The sequence below is a fragment of the Candidatus Methylomirabilota bacterium genome (assembly GCA_036002485.1).
GTDB lineage: Bacteria > Methylomirabilota > Methylomirabilia > Rokubacteriales > CSP1-6 > AR37.
Map to the genome: position 1 here is coordinate 1 of DASYTI010000087.1, position 19,898 is coordinate 19,898.

Consider the following 19,898-nt stretch of genomic DNA (forward strand, 5'->3'; position numbering starts at 1 on the left):
GCGTCTTCACTTCTAGCTTGAGCATCGTGTCACCCCCACCCTTCCCTTTGGTCGAAGACGGCGCGGAAGGGTCCACTCCATTGTCGCACCTGTGGCCGTCAAGAAGACCCATAGCAATCGGCCAATCAAGCCCATCCGCGCCGTCCACACGATGCGAGTCGCGTGCATCACCGGGTCCCGGCATCGGCCTCATTCCAGCCCGAAGATGCGAGCGGCGTTCTTGTAGAGCCCCTTCTCCTTGATAAGAGTCCTTGAGGCGCAGGCTCAGGTATTTCTGGATCAGCGTCTCGTGGGGCTGGAGACCCAGGCCCGACGACATGCCCACGAGCACTTGTCCTAAATGAGCGTGTTGCCCTACTTGCGCCGACCCGGTCGCGGGTGGTAGCGAGGACGTAGCCTCGTCGCGAGGGATCCCTCGACGGCATCACGCAAGAGATGAAAGCGTCTCGATAGAGGTACAAGGCTCACCTCACCCGAGTGTCCCTCTCATTCGCGATTGGGGCGGGAAGCTTACGAGTCAGCTCGCCGAATCTCGGTCGGGCATGACCGCAGAGCACCCGCCGAATAGCATGAGCCGTGGTTGACCGTCGATTCTGCGGCTCAGGGCACCTCGCCTATGCATCGCAGATCGTTTTCGATCTGCGATAACATGGAGTGCAATCTCCCGCCGTCATGCGAGCATCGTGGGCCTAAGCTTGAAGGAATGCTGTATCGATCTTGCACTCTTGCTTCACCACCTTCCGACTTCATCGAAGACTTCTGGACGGCGTCGCGCGCGTCTACGGCGTTGCCGGCGACAGCCTCGAGCCGCTCGTGGACGCAATCCGACGGATTGAGAGGATCAATCGTCCGTTTACAGTGACTTCCCTTTTGCCACTTGCCCTTTCAGTAGGAAGGTCTTGGGAAATTCACCTTCGCCACAGATCTTGAACGATCCGAAGTCTTTGTACCAAGCGCCATCGGGCGTCTCCCTCCGGCTCAGATTCGCGCCATAGCTTCAGCCTATAAGGTCTTCAGCCGGAATGTGGTGATCCGCAACCCGATCGAAGAGGTGCTGACGGAGACTCGGCGGAAGATTGGTCCACCGAATCTTCGCATCAATCACCGAAGGTCATCCGCGCAAGTTCTTCCTTTAGTCGCTGCCGCTCGGCAGAGTTCGAAGATTCAGTCAGTCGATTCACGAGCAAGAAGAAACGTTCCTTCTCGGCTTCTTTGGATTGAAGCCCGGCCTCAATCAAATCTACGAGCACGCGATTGGCGCTGGTCTTCCTCGTCTTGGCCAGAGCCCGCACACGCCTGGCGATACCACTCGGAATTGACACGCTTTGACGGACCGATCTTTCTGTGTCAGCCATGTCGGCTATCCTACACCATTGTGCACCACCCTGCACCATCCCGGCGTGCGTGCCCCTTGGACAGGAATCGGCGACGCGTGAGGATGACAGCAAGCATTCCATCTTGAGATTGGGCAGTTGGCGCCCTGCACCCTGATCTCGCGCTCGCCGCCTCGCTGGTCAGCGACCCGTGGGTCTGTAACCCAAAGCGCCTGTAACCCAAGGCGCCACCCTAAACCATCGTCAGCTTCGCACTTTTCACGAGCCGATGAATACGCTATGAAAAGGACAGCGCGCAAAGAGTGCGGATCTCAGGTCGCAAACAGTCTCGTTGGGCCAGATTTCGAGCTCGGGAATCAGTCGGCAGGCTGTCGTCTCCGGAGGTGACAGTCGAAAAGCTTCATAGTTGCTTGCAGACGCCAAAGGGGCCGATCGAGTCGGCCCCTTTGGTTTTCACTACTTAGTGGTTGCGGGGGTCGGATTTGAACCGACGACCTTTGGGTTATGAGCCCAACGAGCTACCGGGCTGCTCCACCCCGCGGTGACGAATTACACTGTAATGGAGGCATCCTGGCGTGTCAACCACCGGCCCCTCACCCTGCCCTCTCCCCAGAGGGGAGAGGGATATTTTGAGGGCTGTCCCGGAGGGGAAGGGAGATTGTTCACTCTCTCCTGGAACTCTGCTCGCGCTGCCAAGGCCGGCCCCTCACCCTGCCCTCTCCCCAGAGGGGAGAGAGATGCATTGGGTGGTCTCTCCTGAAGGGAGAGGGATACAAAATTAGCCGCCGGGGGTGGGGAGGGCGCGCCGAGCGCTGCGGCTCACGCGGTCGGTCTTGCCCGCTTCGTAGCGGCCAGTCCTGGCCAGGCTCCAGAGCACGCGCCAGGCCCCGCGGGTGGCCAGCAGCCAATAGGTCTGGCAGCGGAAGGTGCCGAGGAACTTCTCCTTGAGGCTCTTGCGCCGCAGATCCGTGGCGCGCGGGAGATAGGGGCGGAAGGCCTCGACGAGGTTCTGGGTCATGATGCCGCCCACCCAGACCGTCAAGAGCAGCGAGGCCGTCGGCGCGCCCGTCGCCAGGTAGAAGAGCCACGGGTGGCGGCCACGGTACATGTAGGCGAGCCACCAGCCCAGATAGCCCGTCACGGGATAGACCACGGCGGCGATGGGCCACTCGATCACCTTGTTGCCGATGTGGCGCACGAGCTGGGCGAAGTTGTAGGCGGAGGGGCGCCCGCGCCACGTGCGGCGCAGGAACGGGATATCGTCGAGCACGCCCAGGTACCAGCGCGCGTTCTGGCGCACCATGTTCTCGGGCGTCTCCGGCAGATCGGTCAGCTCCACCATGGGCACGGCCTGGATCAGGATGCCGCGCGCCCCCAGCGCGTAGCCCAGCGTGGAGTCTTCCGTAGCCCCCGCGGCGGGGAAGCCGCCGAGGGACTGCATGACGTCCAGGCGCACGAACTGGTTGTGGCCGAGGCAGATCTGCGAGCGGCGGAAGCAGAGCTCGAAGGGCGGGCGCACGAGGCGGCCCAGGCGGGGGAAGCGCGCGCAGAGACCGTCGATCATCCGCACACGCTTGACCTCGTTGATGAGGCGCGCGATGGACACGCGGATGAAGATGGAGGACTGCTGGATGGCGCAGATCTTCCCGCGGATGTCGAGCCGGTCGTAGTTGCCGAGGGACAGCGTGATGCCCTGATAGGCGAGGCTACCCTCCCCGCCGAGCTCGCGCGCGGCGATCCAGCGGTACGTGTCCGGATCGGGGATGGAGTCGGCATCGCTGACTCCGACGAAGACCCGCGCGGGATCGTAGGCCTCGCCCAGGATCTCGTGCAGAGCCTCGCGGCGCAGCGCCCAGTTGAGCTGATGGGCCTTGCGGCCGGGCCCGGGCATGGCCAGGTGCCAGAGGCGCTTCTGCTGATAGGGCGGCAGCGTCTCGCGGAACCGGCGCACGAGCTCGCCCGTGCTCACGCCCATGGCCGGGTGCGGGGCGCGCTCCTCCTCCTCCTTGGTCACGACCACCACGTGCAGGTTCGCGTGCGGATAGCGCGAGGCGCAGAGCGAGCGCAACGTGCCCGCGATGTCGGGCTCCTGATAGGCGGGCACGAGGTGCAGGAAGACGGGCGCCCGCGCGTCGCGTTCGAGAGCGTCCTCGCTCGGCAGCCCGGCCAGCCGCGCGTAGGCCTCGCGCACGAAGCGGACGGTGATCAGCATGCCGCGCCAGTCGAGGGCCAGCTTGAACGAGGCGCGGATATTGAGAAAGAGGGTGATGACAAAGAGGATCGGCAGCAGGTAATCCACGGCCGTCATCGGCTTCCCTGCCCCGCGGCGCCCGCCGGGCCCGGGGTCGGCGGCAGCTTGTAGACACGATCGCCGGGCTTGACGAGGCCGAGCCGCTCGCGCGCCATCTGCTCGATGAATTCCGGATCGCTGCGGAGGCGATCGACCTCGGCGGTGAGACGGCTGGTCTCCACGCGCAGCACGGCCACCTCGCGCTCCAGGCTGTCGACCTCCTGCATGAGGCGCCAGACGCGATTCAGGCTCTGGCCGCCAAAGCCCGCGAGGGACAGCGCCACGACGGCAAGGACGGCGGTGCGCAGCAGGCGCAGCGAGCGGAGGCTCAACGCTCGAGATTCCCGAAGGCGGCCCGTCCGGGCCAGACGGCGGCCGGGCCCAGCTCCTCCTCGATGCGCAGGAGCTGATTGTATTTCGCGGTGCGCTCGCCTCGCGCGAGCGAGCCCGTCTTGATCTGCCCGGCATTGACGGCCACGGCGAGGTCGGCGATGAAGGAATCCTCCGTCTCGCCGGAGCGATGGGAGATGACGGTGCCCCAGCCCGCGCGCTTGGCCAGCTCGATGGCTTCCAGCGTCTCCGTCAGCGTGCCGATCTGGTTGACCTTGACGAGGACGGCGTTGGCCATGCCGCGGCGAATGCCTTCTTGCAAGATCGCCGGGTTGGTGACGAAGAGATCATCGCCCACGAGCTGCACCCGCGCGCCCAGTCGCTTGGTCAGCGCCTGCCAGCCCTCGCGGTCGTCTTCCCCGAGTCCGTCCTCGATGGAGCAGATCGGATAGCGGCCGAGGAGCGACTCGTACCAGGCGATCATCTCCTCGCTCGAGCGCTCCACACGATCGGCCTTGAAATGGTAGCGCCCGTGCTCGCCGAACTCGCTGGCCGCCGGGTCCATGGCGAGGAAGATATCCTCCCCCGGCCGATAGCCCGCGCGCTCGATGGCGTGCAGCACGAAGTCGAGGGCCGCCTCGTTGCCCGGCAGGACGGGCGCGAAGCCGCCCTCGTCGCCCACGCCCGTCGAGAGCCCCTTGTCCTTCAGGAGCTTCTTGAGCATGTGAAAGGTCTCGGCGCCCATGCGGAGCGCCTCGGCGAAGGAGCCGGCGCCCGCGGGCACGATCATGAATTCTTGAACGTCGAGGCCATTGTCCGCGTGCGCGCCACCGTTCAGCACGTTCATGAGCGGCACGGGGAGGATGCGCGCGCCGGGGCCACCCAGGTATTGATAGAGGGGCAGGCCGCATTCATCCGAGGCGGCGCGCGCCACCGCCAGCGAGACGCCGAGGAGTGCATTGGCGCCCAGGCCTGACTTGTTGGGCGTGCCGTCGAGCTCGAGCAGGGCCTGGTCGACCGCGCTCTGCTCCGTCGCCTCCAGGCCCTCGATCTCCGGCGCGATGGTCTCGACCACGTTGTGCACGGCCTGGCGCACGCCCTTGCCGCCATAGCGCGCGGCATCGTCGTCGCGCAGCTCCACGGCCTCGCGCTTGCCCGTGGAGGCGCCCGAGGGCACCATCCCGCGCCCGAAGGCGCCCGAGTCGAGCCAGACGTCGACCTCGATGGTCGGGTTGCCGCGCGAGTCGAGGATCTCGCGGGCATGCACCGTGCGGATCTCGGACACGCTCAGGCCTTCCGCTTCATGAACACATGTTTGGCATCGTTTGCCCCCTCACCCTGCCCTCTCCCCCGATGGGGGAGAGGGATGACAAGAACTCCCTGATCCCCCTCCGGGGGCGAGGGATTCGGAATTACTCCCTCTCCCTCTGGAGGGAGAGGGTCGGGGTGAGGGTGGACAGTTCCGTCGCGCATCATGCGCATCAGGCCTTCCGCTCGACGATGAAGGTGCCGAGGGCGCGCAGGGGCTCGGCGCGAGGGCCGAATGACTGGAGCGCCGCGTGCGCCTCGCTCACGAGGGCTTTGGCATGGATCCTCGACACCTCGAGGCCGTGCACGGCGGGATAAGTCGCCTTTTGCTGCGCCTGATCCTTGCCCGCCGTCTTGCCCAGCTCCTCGCTCGTTGCCGTCACATCCAGGATATCGTCCGTGATCTGAAAGGCGAGGCCGAGGTTGCCGCCGGCCTGCCCCAGGGCCACGAGCTGGGACAGCGTCGCACCCGCCAGCATGGCGCCCGCGCGGATCGAGGCACGGATGAGGGCCGCCGTCTTGTGGGTGTGAATATAGTCAACGGTCTCGGCGCCCACGCGCTTGCCCTCGGACTCGATGTCGGCCACCTGCCCGCCCACCATGCCCCCGCTGCCCGCGGCATCGCCGACCTCGATCAGGACATTGCGGAGCGCGTGGGCATCGGAGCCGGCGGCGAAGTTGTCGGCGAGCAGCCGGAAGGCCAGGGTGAGTAGCGCGTCGCCGGCCAGGATGGCGATGGCCTCGCCGAAGACCTTGTGGTTGGTGGGCACGCCGCGGCGGAAGTCGTCGTTGTCCATGGCGGGCAGATCGTCGTGGATGAGGGAATACGTGTGAATCATCTCCACCGCGCAGGCCGTCTCCATGACCGTGTCCATCCGGCCGCCCACCGCCTCCGCACCGGCGATGACGAAGACCGGACGGAGGCGCTTGCCCCCCGCGAAGACGCTGTAGCGCATGGCCTTGTGGAGCGTTTCGGGCGGATCGGATTCCGACGGCAGGTAGCGGGCGAGGGCGGCGTCCACGGCGCGGGCTCGCTCGGCCATGTAGCTCTGCACGTCCAGGCTCATCCCTGCTCCTCTTTGTCCCACTCGAAGGGCTCGGTCTTGAGCAGGCCGGCCTCGTCCTTGGTCAGGAGCTCGATGCGCTTCTCGGCCTCCTCGAGATACTTGGAGCAGCGGCGGGCCAGGGCCACGCCTTCCTCGAAGACCTTGAGGGAGTCTTCGAGGAGCAGCTCGCCCGTCTCCAGGCGGTCCACGATCTCCTCGAGGCGCTGGAGCGCGTCCTCAAACTTGATGTCGCTCATCCCGTTCCCGGACCTCCGTGACGCGCGCGCCGAGCGCGCCCTGGTGCAGCAGAATCTCGAGCAGGTCACCGGATCGCGCCTGCGCGGCCGAGCGAACGAGAGCGCCCGAGGGCAGGCGCGTCACGCTATAGCCTCGCGAGAGGACGGCGAGGGGCGAGAGGCTCTCGAGGCGGCCCACCGACGTGGCGAAGCGGGCGCGCGAGGCTTTGACGCCGTGAGCCGCCGCGGAGACCAGGCGCCCGCGGAGCTGGCCGAGCAGCGCCGTGTCGGCGGCGATTCTCGCCGCGGGGTTCTTCGCGCTCAGGGCCTGGGTGAGGAGGGCCAGACGATGCCGCACCTGTCGCTGGCCCGCGCGCAGCCCGAGCCGGAGCCTCCCCTGCAGGTCATCCAGACGGCGGTAGAGATCGCGCAGGGCGCGGGCGGGATCGGTCAAGACCCGCCGCCGCGCCAGGAACTCGAGGCGCTCGCGCTGGGCTGCCACGTCCGCGACCACGGCCTGCTTGAGCCGAGCGTACAGATCCACGAGGCGCTCGATCACCGCGAGCTTCTCGCGCACCACCAGCTCGGCGGCGCCGGACGGTGTCGGCGCGCGCAGATCGGCCACGAAGTCGGCAATGGTGAAGTCCGTCTCGTGACCCACGGCCGAGATCACGGGCACCCGGCAGGCCACGATGGCCCGGGCCACCGCCTCGTCGTTGAAGGCCCAGAGATCCTCGATGGAGCCGCCGCCGCGTCCCACCACGATGACGTCCAGCTCCGCCATCTCCTGGAGATTGACGAGTGCCTGCACGATCTCGACGGGGGCGCCATCGCCCTGCACGCGGACGGGGGCGATCAGGATGTGGAGGTCGCCGAAGCGGCGGCCGATGATGTTCAGCATGTCGCGGATGGCCGCCCCCGTGGGCGAGGTGACGATGCCGATCACGCGCGGGTAGACGGGGAGCTTGCGCTTGCGACCTTCGTCGAAGAGGCCTTCGGCCTCGAGCTTGCGCTTGAGCTGCTCGAAGGCGAGCTGGAGCGCGCCCAGACCCTGGGGCTCCATGAGCTCGACTACCAGCTGGTATTGCCCACGGGCGGCGTACACATCGAGGCCGCCGAAGGCCAGCACGTGCATGCCGTCCTCCGGCTCGAAGCGCACGCGCCGGCCGCGCCCCCTGAACAGCACCGCGGAGAGCTGCGCGCCTTCGTCCTTCAGCGTGAAGTACGCATGCCCCGACGACGGCACCCGCAGATTCGAGATCTCCCCCTCCACCCACACCGCGGGAAACGCTCCCTCCAGCGTCCCCTTGATCCCCGCCGTCAGCTCCGAAACCGTGTAGACCCTCCGCTCGGCCTCGCTCATCGCCCCCTCACCCTACCCTCTCCCCCGATGGGGGAGAGGGATTCATTGGAGGAGACCCCTCACTGGAGGTAGGTGGCACTTCAAGATCCCTCTCCCCTCTGGGGAGAGGGCAGGGTGAGGGGCGGTGATTCGCATGCAGAGCGAGAGCTATTCGCTGAAGAACGCCATCAATGTTCGTGAGGATCTCGTTGTCCCAGAATCGCAGCACTCGGTAGCCATGAGCTTCTAGAAACTCGGTCCGGGCTGGATCAGAACTCCGCTGAAGGGTGTGCTGGCCGCCGTCGAGCTCGATGACGAGTTTGGCTTCAGTGCAGCAGAAGTCTGCGACGAACGGACCAATCGGATGCTGTCGTCGGAACTTGAACTCCGTCAGCCTCCTGTCACGCAGGCGCCACCACAGTTTCCTCTCTGCATCCGTTTGTGATTGACGAAGGTCTCGCGCGTACTTCCTGGGGCGCTCGCAGACTTGCCCCCTCACCCTGCCCTCTCCCCCGATGGGGGAGAGGGATTCAAGAATAGCCAGAACATCAGATTTGTTTTGTATCCCTCTCCCCTTAGGGGAGAGGGCAGGGTGAGGGGCCGTCAAGTAGCTCATGCGGCACCGAGCTGGCGGGTGGCCACGAGGAGCGTGTTCTTCATGAGCATGGCGATGGTCATGGGGCCCACGCCGCCGGGCACGGGGGTGATGGCGCGAGCACGCTGGGAGGCGGATTCGAAATCCACGTCGCCGGCAAGCTTGCCCGTCTCGAGCCGGTTGACGCCGACGTCGATGATCACGGCGCCTTCCTTGATCATGTCGCCCGTGATCACGCGGGGCTTCCCCGCGGCCACGCAGAGGATGTCCGCGCGCCGGCAGTGCGCCGCGAGATCCCGTGTGCGCGTGTGGCACATGGTCACGGTGGCGTGGCGCGCGAGAAGGAGCTGGGCCAGCGGCTTGCCGACCAGGCGCGAGCGCCCGACCATGACGGCTTCCGCGCCCTCGATGGGGATCCCGTAGTGATCGAGGATCTCGATGCATCCGGCCGGCGTGCACGGGACGGCGGTGGGCTTGCCAGCGAGAAGATTGCCCAGGCTCATCGGGTGGAGGCCGTCGGCATCCTTCTGGGGTGCGATGGCGGCCACGGCCTGGTCCTCGTCCATGCCCTTGGGCAACGGCAGCTGGAGCAGGATGCCGTGGAGCGTGGCATCCGCATTGATCCGCCTGATCGTCTCGAGCAGCTCCGCCTGGGTGCAGCCCTGGGGGAAGAGGAAATCGCGCGAGGCGATGCCCACCTCGTCGGCCGCGCGCTTCTTGTTGCGGACATAGATCTGGGAGGCGGGATCCTCGCCGACGAGGATGACGGCCAGCGCGGGCTCCACGCCGGTTCTCTGCTTGAGGGCGGCCACGCCGGCCTTGACCTCGGCCAGCACCTTGTCTGCGACCGGCCTACCCTGGAGGATCTGCACCGCGCTCAGTCGGAAAGGGGGACGCGCAACCGCTCGATCGAGAGCCCTCGGCCCGTCTCGGCGTCGACTTTGAGCAAGGCGCCGTGGAGCGCCACCGGGCCCTTGGCGGGCTCGAAGCGGTTCGGCATCTGCGTGATGAAGCGCTCGAGAGCGATGTCCTTGTCCACGCCGATGACGGAGTCGGTGGGACCCGTCATGCCGAGGTCGGTGATGTACGCCGTGCCCTGCGGCAGCACGCGCTCGTCCGCCGTCTGGACATGGCGGTGAGTGCCGACGACGGCGCTCACGCGCCCGTCGAGATGCCAGCCCATGGCCTGCGACTCGCTGGTGGCCTCGGCGTGCATGTCCACGATGATGATGGGGGTGTCCTTGCGAAGCTCGGGCAGAATCTCGTCGGCCTTCCGGAAGGGGCAGTCGATGGGCAGCATGAACACTCGGCCCATGAGGTTGAGCACCGCCACCTTGTGGGGGCCGGCCTTCACGGTGACATAGCCGGTGCCGGGCGTCCCCACGGGAAAGTTGGCCGGGCGCAGAAGGAGGTTCTCCTTGGCGATGTGTTCGACGATCTCCTTCTTGTCCCAGATGTGGTTGCCGGAGGTCATCACGTCCACGCCCTGCTCGAGGAAGGCGCGCGCCATCTGGGGGGTGACCCCGAAGCCCGCGGCCGAGTTCTCGACATTGACGATGGCGAGATCCACCTCGTACTGCTTGCGCAGCCGCGGCAGCAAAATCTGAACGGCCCGGCGCCCGGGCTCACCAAAGACATCGCCGACGCAGAGAATCGTGAGCGGCTTGGGCATTTAATTGGTTCTGGGGGGGAGCGGCGCCGCTCCTCCCCCAGACCCCCCCACCGCATTGATCATCGCTGCCCCGAGAATGACCAAGAGTTGCCGGCTCGTCACTTGGCCACTTCCACCGCGCGCGTCTCGCGGATCACGATCACCTTGATGTGCCCCGGGTACTGCATCTCGGCTTCGATGCGCTTGGAGATGTCCTTGGCGAGCTGATGCGCGTCGAGGTCGGAGATCTGCTCGGACTTGGTCATGATGCGGAGCTCGCGGCCCGCCTGGATCGCGTAGCACATCTCCACGCCCTTGTAGGACATGGCGATCTCCTCGAGCTTGGCCAGCCGCTTGATGTAGCTCTCGAGGACGTCGCGCCGGGCCCCGGGCCGGGCCGCCGAGATGCCGTCGGCCGCCTCGGTCAGCACGGCTTCGATGGTCTCGGGCTCCACGTTCTCGTGGCCGCAGAGGGCGGCGTTGATGATCTGCGGCGATTCCCCGTACTTGGTCAGCACCTGCAGCGAGAGCTCCGGGTGGCTGCCTTCCTGCTCGTGGGTGAGGGCCTTGCCGATGTCGTGGAGCAGCCCCATGCGCTTGGCGAGCTTGACGTCGGCCTTGATCTCGGCCGCCATCATGCCGGCCAGCCACGCCACTTCCTTGGAATGCTGGAGGCAGTTCTGGCCATAGGACGTCCGGTACTTCATGCGGCCCACGAGCTTGACCAGCTCGGGATGCAGGCCATGTACGCCCACCTCGAAGCAGGCCTTGTCGCCCTCCTCCTTGAGGTGCTCCTCCATGTCCTTCTTGACCTTCTCGACGACCTCCTCGATGCGCGCGGGGTGAATGCGCCCGTCGGCGATCAGCTTCTGCAGGGCCAGCCGCGCGATCTCCCGCCGGTAGGGGTCATAGGCCGAGATGAGGACGGCCTCCGGGGTGTCGTCCACGATCAGGTCCACGCCCGTATGCAGCTCGAGGGCGCGGATGTTCCGCCCCTCGCGCCCGATGATGCGCCCCTTCATGTCGTCCGAGGGCAGGTCCACGATGGACACGGCCGTCTCGACGGTGTAGTCGGGGGCCAGGCGCTGGATGGTGGTGGCCAGCACTTCCTTGGCCTTGGCCTGCGCGGTCTCCTTGGCCTCCTCCTCCAGCTTCATGCCCAGGAGCTGGGCCTCCCGGCGAGACTCGACCTCGACCTGGGCCATGAGCTGCCGCTTGGCCTCTTCCGCCGTGAGTCCCGCGATGCCTTCGAGCTTGCGGCGCTGCTCGTCCAGCGCCGAGCTCAGCCGGGCCTCGGAGGCGGCCATCACCTTGTCCCGCTCGGCCAGCCCGCGGTCGCGGGACTGCAGATCGCTTTCCCGCCGGTCGAGCTGATCGAGGCGGCGGGCCAGCTGCTCCTCCTGCTGGAGCACCCGCCGCTCGACCTCCTGGATCTCCTTCTGGCGGGTGCGCGTCTCCTGCTCGAGCTCCCCGCGCATCTTGAGGGCCATCTCCTTGGCCTCGAGGTCGGCGGCCCGCACGCGCGACTCGGCCTCGCGCAGCTTGGCCTCGGCGTCGACCCGCGCCTGCTCCACCACGCGCTGGGCGTCGCCCACGATCCGCTTGGCGCGGGTCTCGGCATCTCCCAGCGAGCGGGTGACGGAAAGCTTGTGGCTCATGTAGCCGACGAAGACAGCCAGGACCGCGACGAGAGGGAGGAGAACCAGGACCAGCTTGACGTCCATCGCTATCTCCAAACCGGGAAAGCCCCGGACCGATCAGACAGTTCGGATGCGCCCAGAGAACAAAAAACCGCTGAAAGTATAGGCGCTTCGGAGTGGCAAAGTCAACGAAGGAGGCGCCCCGCCTCTGCCGTGTGCCGACGGTGTTTCGAACCTGGCAAGCCAGGTGGGCGCCAAAATGGAGGGCTTCAGGCTTCCCCTCCAAGGAGGGGCATGCGCACCACCCTCTTGAGCGGCGTCCTCTTGTGTATCGAGGTTGAAACTTCCCCCCGACATCACAAACAGCGCAGGGCCCCTCCTGTCTACATCCGGCGGGGCCCTCAGTCAAGTTTAGGTCTGACGCGGTGCGATGGCCTCCAGGACGCTGATCATGGCCCCGATGCGCTTGGGCACATCGCCCTCGTAGCCGGCCAGCTCCTCCCGGGCACGAAAGAGCTCGTCGGCGATGTAGAGCGCGGCCAGGGCCAGGGCTTTGACGGGGTCCTGCCCCCGCACCTGGCCCTCAGTGCTCTTCGCACGCTGCTCCACATAGGCGGCCAGGTCACGGACATACTTCGGGTCCGCCTCGCTGCGGATGGTGTACTTCTGTCCGAGAATCTCGACCTCGACCCGATGGGCCTCGCTCATAGCTGGAGCTTCTCCATTTCCTTGAGCATGGCGTTGACCTGCGAGAGCACGTCCTTGCGCTCCTGGCGAAGCCGGCTGAGCTCGGCGCGATCGCTCTCGCCCGCCCCGAGCCGGGCCTGGAGCTGATCGCGCTCGCGTCGCAGCATGGCGATCACCTCGGTGGCCCGGCGTACCGCCTTCTCGAGCTCCTCCAGCCGATCGCTCAGCGTCTGCTCGGGCATTGAGCTCCCCTCATTCAAGCTCCTCTCACCTCGGCCCGGAAACGGCGGCCGATCTCGGCGACGATCCTGGCGTGAACGTCATTGACCTCCCGGTCGGTGAGCGTCCGGTCCGGAGCTTGATAGGTCAGGCTCCAGGCCAGACTCCGCCGGCCGGCGCCGATCTGCTCGCCCTCGTAGACATCGAAGAGCGTGAGCTGCCGGAGCAGCGGCAGCTTCATCCCGCGAATGGCCGCCTCGATCTCGCCGGCCAACACCTCGCTGGGCACCACGAGGGCGAGGTCGCGCTGAACGGCGGGAAAGCGCGGCAACGGCTGATACTGGATCGCCTCCCGGGGCAGGGCCAGGAGCGCCGTCAACGAAAGCTCGGCCAGGAAGACCGGAGCGGGCAGGTCGAAAGCCTCGCGGACGGAGAGGGCGACCTCGCCGAGCCGGCCGACCTCGCGGCCGCCCGCCATCAGCGCCGCGCCCCGACCCTGCTCGAGATAGCGCGGACCCTGACCCGGCTCATACGACGCCACCTCGACCGGCTTGGCCCCGGCCGCGTGGAGGACGAGCTCCGCGGCGCCCTTGATGTCGTAGACGTCCGCGCGCTCCCGCGACGCATGCCATAGGCGCGGAGCGCGCTGCCCCGTCATGACCACCCCGAGCCAGAGCTCTTCGTGCGCGGGCCGATCGCCATCTTCCTCGCGGTGGGGCGCGAAGATATGGCCGATCTCGAAGGCGCGCACGTCGGGGATCTGGTGGCTGGCATTGAGGGCGACGACCTCGAGCAGCCCGGGGGCCAAGGAAGGCCGCAGCACGGACCGCTCGATGGAGATCGGGTTCTGCAGCGTGATCAGGACCTCCGGAGCGTCCCAGCCCATGGCCTTGAGCCGGCCCGGATCCACGAAGGCGTAGGTGATGGCCTGCGACAGCCCCGCGTCGGTGAGCGCCCGGGTGACGGCGCGGGTGATTCGAAGCTCGGGCGGGTGGGAGACGGGCCGGAGCTGACCGCCCCGGGGCAGCGTGGAGGGGATCTTGTCATAGCCCCAGACGCGGATGACTTCCTCGACCAGGTCATCTTCCTGATCGATATCGCGACGGAAGCTCGGCACCACCACCTCGAGGGCCAGGCCCGAATCGTCCACCGCGAAGCCCAGGGCCTGGAGGATGCGGACGATCTCCTCCTGGGGCGGGCAGGTGCCGATGAGCCGCTCGATGCGCGCGCGGCGAAGACTGATGCGCGGGCGGGGCCGGGGGCTCGGATAGACATCCACCACACCCTTGGCCACGGTGCCGCCGCCGAGATCGGCCATGAGCTGGGTGGCGCGGTCGAGGGCCTCGCGGAGGCCCTCGATGTCCGCGCCGCGCTCGAAGCGATAGGCGGCATCGGTGTGAAGTCCCAGGGCGCGCGAGGTCCGGCGGACGGAGCCGGGATTGAAGTAGGCGGCCTCGAGCAGCACCGTGGTCGTGCTCGGCGTCACTTCCGTGGCGCCCCCGCCCATGACGCCGCCCACCGCTACGGGCCGCTCGGGGTCGCAGATCATGAGCATGTCGGCAGAGAGCGCTCGCTCCTGGCCGTCGAGCGTGCGCAGCCGCTCTCCGGGGCGCGCGCGCCGCACCACGATCTTGTGCTGGGCGATGGTGTCGTAGTCGAAGGCGTGGAGGGGCTGCCCCATCTCCCAGAGGACATAGTTGGTCACGTCCACGAGGTTGTTGATGGGACGCAAGCCCACCGCCCGGAGGCGCTGGGCCAGCCAGGGCGGCGAGGCCTTGACGGTGAGCCCGGTGACGACGCGCGCGGCATAGCGCGGGCAGAGGTCGGGGTCGAGGATCTCCACGGCGGCCCGCGAGGCCGCCTCGGTCTCCCCTTCCCGCACCGCGACCTGGTGAAAGCGGAACGGCGCGCCCGTCAAGGCCGCCACTTCTCGCGCGATGCCCACGATCGACAGCGCGTCGGGGCGGTTCGGGGTGATCTCGATCTCGAGGATGGTGTCGTCGAGGCCGAGATACTGGATGAGGGCGGCCCCGAGCGGGGCATCAGGGGCCAGCTCGAGAATGCCGTCTTCGTCGTCGCCGATGCCGAGCTCTCGCTCGGAGCAGAGCAGACCCTCGGAGACCGTGCCCCGGATCTTGGCCGCCTTGACGGCACGGCCGCCCGGAAGCGTCGCCCCGGGCGGCGCGAACGCCGTGCGAAGGCCGGGCGCGGCATTCGGCGCGCCGCAGATCACCGAGAACGTCTTGCCCGGCACCGCGACCCGGCAGAGGCGGATGTGGTGGCCGGCCGCGGTGACGCCGAGGTCGCGCTCGATCGCCTCGATCTCGCCCACCACCACGCCGGAGAGCCCCTCCACGAGCGGGGACACGGAGGCGACGTCGATGCCGGCATTGACCAGCCGGTCGGCGATCTGGGCGGGGGTCAGATCCGTCTCCACGAACTCGAGCAGCCAGCGATAGGAGATCTTCACGGGATCCCCCTCACCCTACTCAGCCCTCGCCTCGTCGCCCGAGGCGGGCGTCTCGGCTCGAACGGCGGCCCTCTCCCCCAATGGGGGAGAGGGATGAAAAATGATGAGCTCGCCCTCTGAAAGAGAGGGGGGCACGCATGTCTTGTATCCCTCGCCCCCGTCGCGGGGGAGAGGGCAGGGTGAGGGGGCTGTCCCTCCACGCAGCGACACTGCCCTCACTCTCTCTGGGAGAGAGGAATGCAGAGGCAGCCAGCGATAGGAGATCTTCATGACGCGAACTGGCCCAGGAAGCGCAGGTCGTTCTCGAAGAAGAGCCGGATGTCGTCGATGCGGTACTTCAGCATGGCCACGCGCTCCACGCCCATCCCGAAGGCCCAGCCCGTCACCTGCTCGGGGTCATAGCCGACATTGCGCAGCACGTTCGGGTGGACCATGCCCGAGCCCAGGATCTCGAGCCAGCCCGACTGCTTGCAGAGGCGGCAGCCGGAGCCGCCGCAGCCGAAGCAGCGCACGTCGGCCTCGGCCGAGGGCTCGGTGAACGGGAAGAACGACGGCCGGAAGCGGATGCTCGCGCCGGGACCGAACATCTCGCGCGCGAAGTGCTCGAGGGTGCCCTTGAGGTCGCCCATGGAGATATTCGTGTCCACGGCCAAGCCTTCCACCTGATGAAACATGGGTGAGTGCGTGGTGTCGGCGTCCCGACGGTACGTCTTGCCCGGGAAGATATACCGCACGGGCGGCGGCTGCGCCTTCATGGTCCGGATCTGCACCGGCGAGGTATGGGTGCGGAGCAAGGTATCCGCGGAGAGGTGGAAGGTGTCCTGCATGTCGCGGGCAGGATGATCGTCAGGGAAGTTGAGGGCGGCGAAGTTGTAGTAGTCGGTCTCGACCTCCGGGCCCTCGGCGACGGAGAAGCCAAGCCCCGCGAAGATCTCGATGATCTCGTCCTCGACGCGGATGAGCGGGTGCATGGCGCCGGGGAGAATCGCCCGCCCCGGCAAGGTCAGATCGAGCCGTGGCGACTGCAGGGCCTGGCGGTGCTCTTCGGCCTTGAGGGCGACGAGGCGTGCCGCGAGCTCGGCCTCGAGCCGCTCCTTGGCGCGGTTGACCTCCTGGCCGAAGCGCGGGCGGTCGGCGGCCGGCACCTTGCCGAGCCCGCGCAGGAGCGCCGTCAGCTCGCCCGAGCGACCGAGCACGCGCACGCGCACCTGCTCGAGGGCGGACGTGGATCGGGCCCCGGCGATGTCCGCCAGGGCCCGATCGAGAATTTCCTGGACCCGCGGGTCCCCTGCCAAGGCTCTCAGCCCCGCTGCGCGGCGACTTTCTCGGCCAGCTTCGCGAAGGCCGGCGGATCGGAGACGGCGAGCTCGGCCAGGATCTTCCGGTCGAGCATGATGCCGGCATTCTTGAGTCCGGCCATGAACACCGAGTACGACAGGCCCACCTGCCGGCAGGCGGCGTTGATGCGGATGATCCAGAGCGCGCGCGCCCGGCGCTTCTTCTGCTTGCGTCCCCGGTAGGCGAAGGCGCCGGCCCGGAGCACCGTCTCGGCGGCTGTGCGGTAGAGCTTGCGGCGCCCGCCGAAATAGCCCTTGGCGCGCTTCAGGATCTTCTTTCTGCGCTGGCGGGTCTTGGACCCGCCCTTTGCCCGTGGCATCTGTGATTCTCCTTTGGTCTCGAGGGGCCCGACCCCCTCACCCTACCCTCTCCCCCACTGGGGGAGAGGGGTTCAATTAAAGATAGGGGACGAGCCGTCTGAGTCTTGGCTCGTCCGCCTTCGAGATCATGCTCGGCTTGCGGAGCTTGCGCTTCCGCTTGGGGCCCTTGGCCTCGAGCTTGTGGCGCTTCCATCCCCTCCGATGCATGAGCTTGCCGGTGCCGGTGGCCTTGAGCCGCTTGGCCGCCGCCCGCTTCGTCTTCATCTTCGGCATGTTGGTGAGCCTTCCTTCCTTATATATCCCTCTCCCCTCTCAGGGGAGAGGGCCGCAGGTCGAGCTGAACGGCGCAAGCCGCGAGGCGAGACCCGAATCAATCAGGGGTGGTCTCGCCTAGTGCGGCTTGGGCGACAGGATCATCGAGAGCATGCGCCCTTCCATCCGCGGATGGTTCTCGATGACCGCGACGTCCGACATGATCTCCGTCATCTTGTTCAGCATCTTCCAGCCGAGCTCGGTGTGGGCCATCTCGCGGCCCTTGAAGCGCACCGTCACCTTGGCCTTGTTGCCTTCCTCCAGGAAGCGCCGCACGTGCTTGGCCTTGAAGTCGAAGTCGTGCGTGTCGGTCTTCGGCCCGAGCTTGACCTCTTTCACCTGGATGATCGTCTGCTTCTTGCGCGCGTCCTTCTGCCGGCGCGCCTGCATGTACTTGTACTTGCCGAAATCCATGATCCGGCACACCGGGGGCACCGCCTCCGCCGCCACCTCCACGAGATCCATCTCCCGCTGCCGCGCCAGATCCAGGGCCTGCGCGATGGGCAGGATCCCCAGCTGCTCGCCGTCCGCGCTGACCACGCGGACTTCCCGCACGCGAATGCCCTCGTTGATCCGGATGTCCTTGGACTGTATGGGCGTGGCTCCTAGCTGCGGGCGGCGCTCAGCCTGAGCGGCCCACGGTGAGAGTGGCGGAGCGGCTGCCGATCTCGGCGACGATGTCGTGGAGGATCTGATCGATCGGCAGCACCGCGGACTGATCGCTCCCGCGCTGGCGAAGGCTCGCGGTGCCCTGCTGCGCCTCGCGCTCGCCCACCACCAGCGTGTACGGCACCTTGTGCACCTGGGCCTCGCGGATCCGATAGCCCAGCTTCTCGTTGCGGTCGTCGAGGCTCGCGCGGATCCCCGCCTGGCGGAGCCGCCCGTGCACGGTCGCGGCATACGCGGCGTGCTTCTCGCTCACGGGCAGGACGCGGGCCTGCACGGGGGCCAGCCACGTGGGAAAGGCGCCGCCGAAGTGCTCGGTCAGGATGGCGATGAAGCGCTCGTAGGAGCCGAAGATGGCGCGGTGGATGACCACCGGCCGCTTGGGCTGGCCGTCAGAGTCGATGTACTCGCACTCCATGCGCTCGGGCAGCATGGTCAGGTCGACCTGCACAGTGGCGAGCTGCCACGGCCGTCCGAGAACGTCCCGGACGTCGATGTCGATCTTGGGACCGTAGAACGTGCCGTCCTGCGGCTTGAGCTGGTAGGCGAGCCCGTTGGCCTTGAGGGCTTCGTGGAGCGCCCGCTCCGCCTGATTCCATTGCTCGTCCGTCCCGAGGCTGTGCGGGGGCCGCGTGGCCAGCCTGAACGAGGGCTCAAGGTTGAACGTCTTGTACCACTCTCCGACAAGGTGCAGGAGCGCCGTGATCTCGTCCTGGACCTGGTCCGGCCGGAGATAGATGTGCGCGTCGTCTTGCGTGAACTGGCGGACGCGGACGAGACCCGAGAGCGTGCCGGAGCGCTCGTTGCGGTGGCAGCGCCCCATCTCCGAGTAGCGAATGGGCAGATCGCGGTAGGAGCGCACCGTGCGCCGATAGACGTAGCTCGACTCGGGGCAGTTCATGGGCTTGAGGCAGAACGTCTCGTCCTCCACCTCCAGCTTGAACATGTTCTCGCTGTAGAGCTCCCAGTGCCCCGACTGCTCCCAGAGCTTCTTGTTGACGAGCAGCGGCGTCGAGATCTCCTGGTAGCCCCGCGCGTCGAGATGCTCGCGCGCGAACTTTTCCAGCTCGCGGACGAGGATCATCCCGCCGGGCAGCCAGAAGGCCGCCCCCGGCGCCGCGTCGTGGAACTCGAAGAGGTCGAGCTCGCGCCCCAGCTTGCGGTGATCGCGCTTCTTGGCCTCCTCGAGCCGCCAGAGGTACTGGTCCAGATCCTTCTGGGTGAGCCAGGCGGTGCCGTAGATGCGCTGGAGCATCGGGTTCTTCTCGCTCCCGCGCCAGTAGGCGCCGGACGAGGACAGGAGCTTGAAGAACTTGATCGCGCCCGTGGAGGCGACGTGCGGCCCGCGGCAGAGGTCCACGAAGTCGCCCTGGCGGTACAACGAGACGGTGGGCGCCTCGATGCCGCGCAGGATCTCCACCTTGAAGGGCTCGTGGCGCTCCTCGAAGAACAAGATGGCCTTGTCCCGCGGCATCTCCTCGCGGACGAAGGGCTGGTCCTGCTTGGCGAGCTCGCGCATCCGCGTCTCGATGCGCTCGAGGTCCTCGGGCGTGAAGGGGGCGGGCCTGGAGAAATCGTAGTAGAAGCCGTCCTCGATGGCGGGACCGATGGCGACCTTGACCTCGGGGAAGAGCTGCCTCACGGCCTGTGCCATGAGATGCGCGGTCGAGTGGCGCAGCGTGGGCAGCGGCTCGGGGGCGCAGTCGGCCTCCCCGGCCAGCCTCAGATGCCTATCTTCCTCGGAATCGATCATGTCCCTGCTCAGTTTTATTCAGCACTCGCATTCTACCCAGCCCTCGGCTCGCGCCGTCGGCGCTCACCTCGAACTGCCACGCCGATCCTGCGGGATCCACCCAGCCCTCGCCTCGCGACGTCCGCCGCTCAGCTCGAACCGCGGGCCGCGTCTCAGCTCGAACGTCAAAGACAAAAAAGCATCACGGGAATGGCGCCCAGTGATGCTTCGCACTCCCCCACTCGCACCCTGCGTCCCGTTACCTTCGATGGCACCCCTCAACGAAATGGTTGCAAAAAGAAAATGGTAGGCTCGGGCGGTATCGAACCGCCGACCTCTACCGTGTCAAGGTAGCGCTCTCCCCCTGAGCTACGAGCCTACA

Annotated in this window: 19 protein-coding genes, 2 tRNA genes and 1 other RNA gene; all 22 read right to left on the bottom strand. The window is 67.1% G+C overall.

Annotated features, from left to right (window positions below; all coding sequences use genetic code 11):
• Nucleotides 1-1,097: 1,097 nt before the first annotated feature.
• A complete protein-coding gene (locus VGT00_08625) occupies nt 1,098-1,355 on the bottom strand; it encodes a hypothetical protein (GenBank protein HEV8531468.1) in 258 nt (85 codons plus the stop codon).
• Nucleotides 1,356-1,798: 443 nt separating this feature from the next.
• Nucleotides 1,799-1,875 (bottom strand) — tRNA-Met (locus VGT00_08630).
• Between the two features lie 237 nt (nt 1,876-2,112).
• Nucleotides 2,113-3,642, bottom strand: a complete 1,530-nt coding sequence (locus VGT00_08635) for a glycosyltransferase (protein HEV8531469.1) — start codon at nt 3,640-3,642, stop codon at nt 2,113-2,115.
• Nucleotides 3,639-3,956, bottom strand: a complete 318-nt coding sequence (locus tag VGT00_08640) for a septum formation initiator family protein (GenBank protein HEV8531470.1) — start codon at nt 3,954-3,956, stop codon at nt 3,639-3,641. Before VGT00_08640 ends, VGT00_08635 begins: the two co-directional genes overlap by 4 nt.
• Nucleotides 3,953-5,239, bottom strand: a complete 1,287-nt coding sequence (gene eno / locus VGT00_08645) for a phosphopyruvate hydratase (GenBank protein HEV8531471.1) — start codon at nt 5,237-5,239, stop codon at nt 3,953-3,955. The genes VGT00_08640 and eno overlap by 4 nt, the downstream gene beginning before the upstream one ends.
• A gap of 196 nt (nt 5,240-5,435) precedes the next feature.
• Complete coding sequence (locus VGT00_08650; GenBank protein HEV8531472.1) at nt 5,436-6,323, bottom strand: farnesyl diphosphate synthase; 888 nt, start codon at nt 6,321-6,323, stop codon at nt 5,436-5,438.
• A gap of 2 nt (nt 6,324-6,325) precedes the next feature.
• A complete protein-coding gene (locus tag VGT00_08655; GenBank protein ID HEV8531473.1) occupies nt 6,326-6,565 on the bottom strand; it encodes an exodeoxyribonuclease VII small subunit in 240 nt (79 codons plus the stop codon).
• Nucleotides 6,546-7,907, bottom strand: coding sequence for an exodeoxyribonuclease VII large subunit (xseA, locus tag VGT00_08660; GenBank protein HEV8531474.1), 1,362 nt, complete (start codon nt 7,905-7,907; stop codon nt 6,546-6,548). Before xseA ends, VGT00_08655 begins: the two co-directional genes overlap by 20 nt.
• Before the next feature lie 7 nt (nt 7,908-7,914).
• On the bottom strand, nt 7,915-8,502 hold the full coding sequence (locus VGT00_08665; protein ID HEV8531475.1) for an endonuclease domain-containing protein: 588 nt from the start codon (nt 8,500-8,502) through the stop codon (nt 7,915-7,917).
• Nucleotides 8,499-9,353, bottom strand: coding sequence for a bifunctional methylenetetrahydrofolate dehydrogenase/methenyltetrahydrofolate cyclohydrolase FolD (folD, locus tag VGT00_08670; GenBank protein ID HEV8531476.1), 855 nt, complete (start codon nt 9,351-9,353; stop codon nt 8,499-8,501). Before folD ends, VGT00_08665 begins: the two co-directional genes overlap by 4 nt.
• Nucleotides 9,354-9,358: 5 nt before the next feature.
• Complete coding sequence (locus VGT00_08675) at nt 9,359-10,153, bottom strand: TIGR00282 family metallophosphoesterase (GenBank protein HEV8531477.1); 795 nt, start codon at nt 10,151-10,153, stop codon at nt 9,359-9,361.
• Between the two features lie 98 nt (nt 10,154-10,251).
• Nucleotides 10,252-11,856, bottom strand: coding sequence for a ribonuclease Y (gene rny / locus VGT00_08680; protein ID HEV8531478.1), 1,605 nt, complete (start codon nt 11,854-11,856; stop codon nt 10,252-10,254).
• Nucleotides 11,857-11,967: 111 nt separating this feature from the next.
• Nucleotides 11,968-12,149: non-coding RNA, 6S RNA (gene ssrS / locus VGT00_08685), on the bottom strand.
• 34 nt (nt 12,150-12,183) lie between these two features.
• On the bottom strand, nt 12,184-12,480 hold the full coding sequence (locus tag VGT00_08690; GenBank protein HEV8531479.1) for a cell division protein ZapA: 297 nt from the start codon (nt 12,478-12,480) through the stop codon (nt 12,184-12,186).
• A complete protein-coding gene (locus tag VGT00_08695) occupies nt 12,477-12,701 on the bottom strand; it encodes a hypothetical protein (protein ID HEV8531480.1) in 225 nt (74 codons plus the stop codon). The genes VGT00_08690 and VGT00_08695 overlap by 4 nt, the downstream gene beginning before the upstream one ends.
• Nucleotides 12,702-12,715: 14 nt before the next feature.
• Nucleotides 12,716-15,148 (bottom strand): phenylalanine--tRNA ligase subunit beta, encoded by a 2,433-nt coding sequence (gene pheT, locus VGT00_08700; GenBank protein ID HEV8531481.1) that lies wholly within the window; start codon nt 15,146-15,148, stop codon nt 12,716-12,718.
• 266 nt (nt 15,149-15,414) lie between these two features.
• A complete protein-coding gene (gene pheS / locus VGT00_08705) occupies nt 15,415-16,443 on the bottom strand; it encodes a phenylalanine--tRNA ligase subunit alpha (GenBank protein HEV8531482.1) in 1,029 nt (342 codons plus the stop codon).
• 5 nt (nt 16,444-16,448) lie between these two features.
• Nucleotides 16,449-16,805, bottom strand: a complete 357-nt coding sequence (gene rplT / locus VGT00_08710) for a 50S ribosomal protein L20 (GenBank protein HEV8531483.1) — start codon at nt 16,803-16,805, stop codon at nt 16,449-16,451.
• Nucleotides 16,806-16,881: 76 nt separating this feature from the next.
• Nucleotides 16,882-17,079 (bottom strand): 50S ribosomal protein L35, encoded by a 198-nt coding sequence (gene rpmI / locus VGT00_08715; GenBank protein HEV8531484.1) that lies wholly within the window; start codon nt 17,077-17,079, stop codon nt 16,882-16,884.
• Nucleotides 17,080-17,196: 117 nt separating this feature from the next.
• Nucleotides 17,197-17,712 carry a translation initiation factor IF-3 gene (gene infC, locus VGT00_08720; protein HEV8531485.1) on the bottom strand — a complete coding sequence of 172 codons (516 nt, stop codon included), beginning with the start codon at nt 17,710-17,712 and terminating at the stop codon, nt 17,197-17,199.
• 28 nt (nt 17,713-17,740) lie between these two features.
• On the bottom strand, nt 17,741-19,537 hold the full coding sequence (thrS, locus tag VGT00_08725; GenBank protein HEV8531486.1) for a threonine--tRNA ligase: 1,797 nt from the start codon (nt 19,535-19,537) through the stop codon (nt 17,741-17,743).
• 283 nt (nt 19,538-19,820) lie between these two features.
• Nucleotides 19,821-19,895 (bottom strand) — tRNA-Val (locus VGT00_08730).
• Nucleotides 19,896-19,898 lie beyond the last annotated feature (3 nt).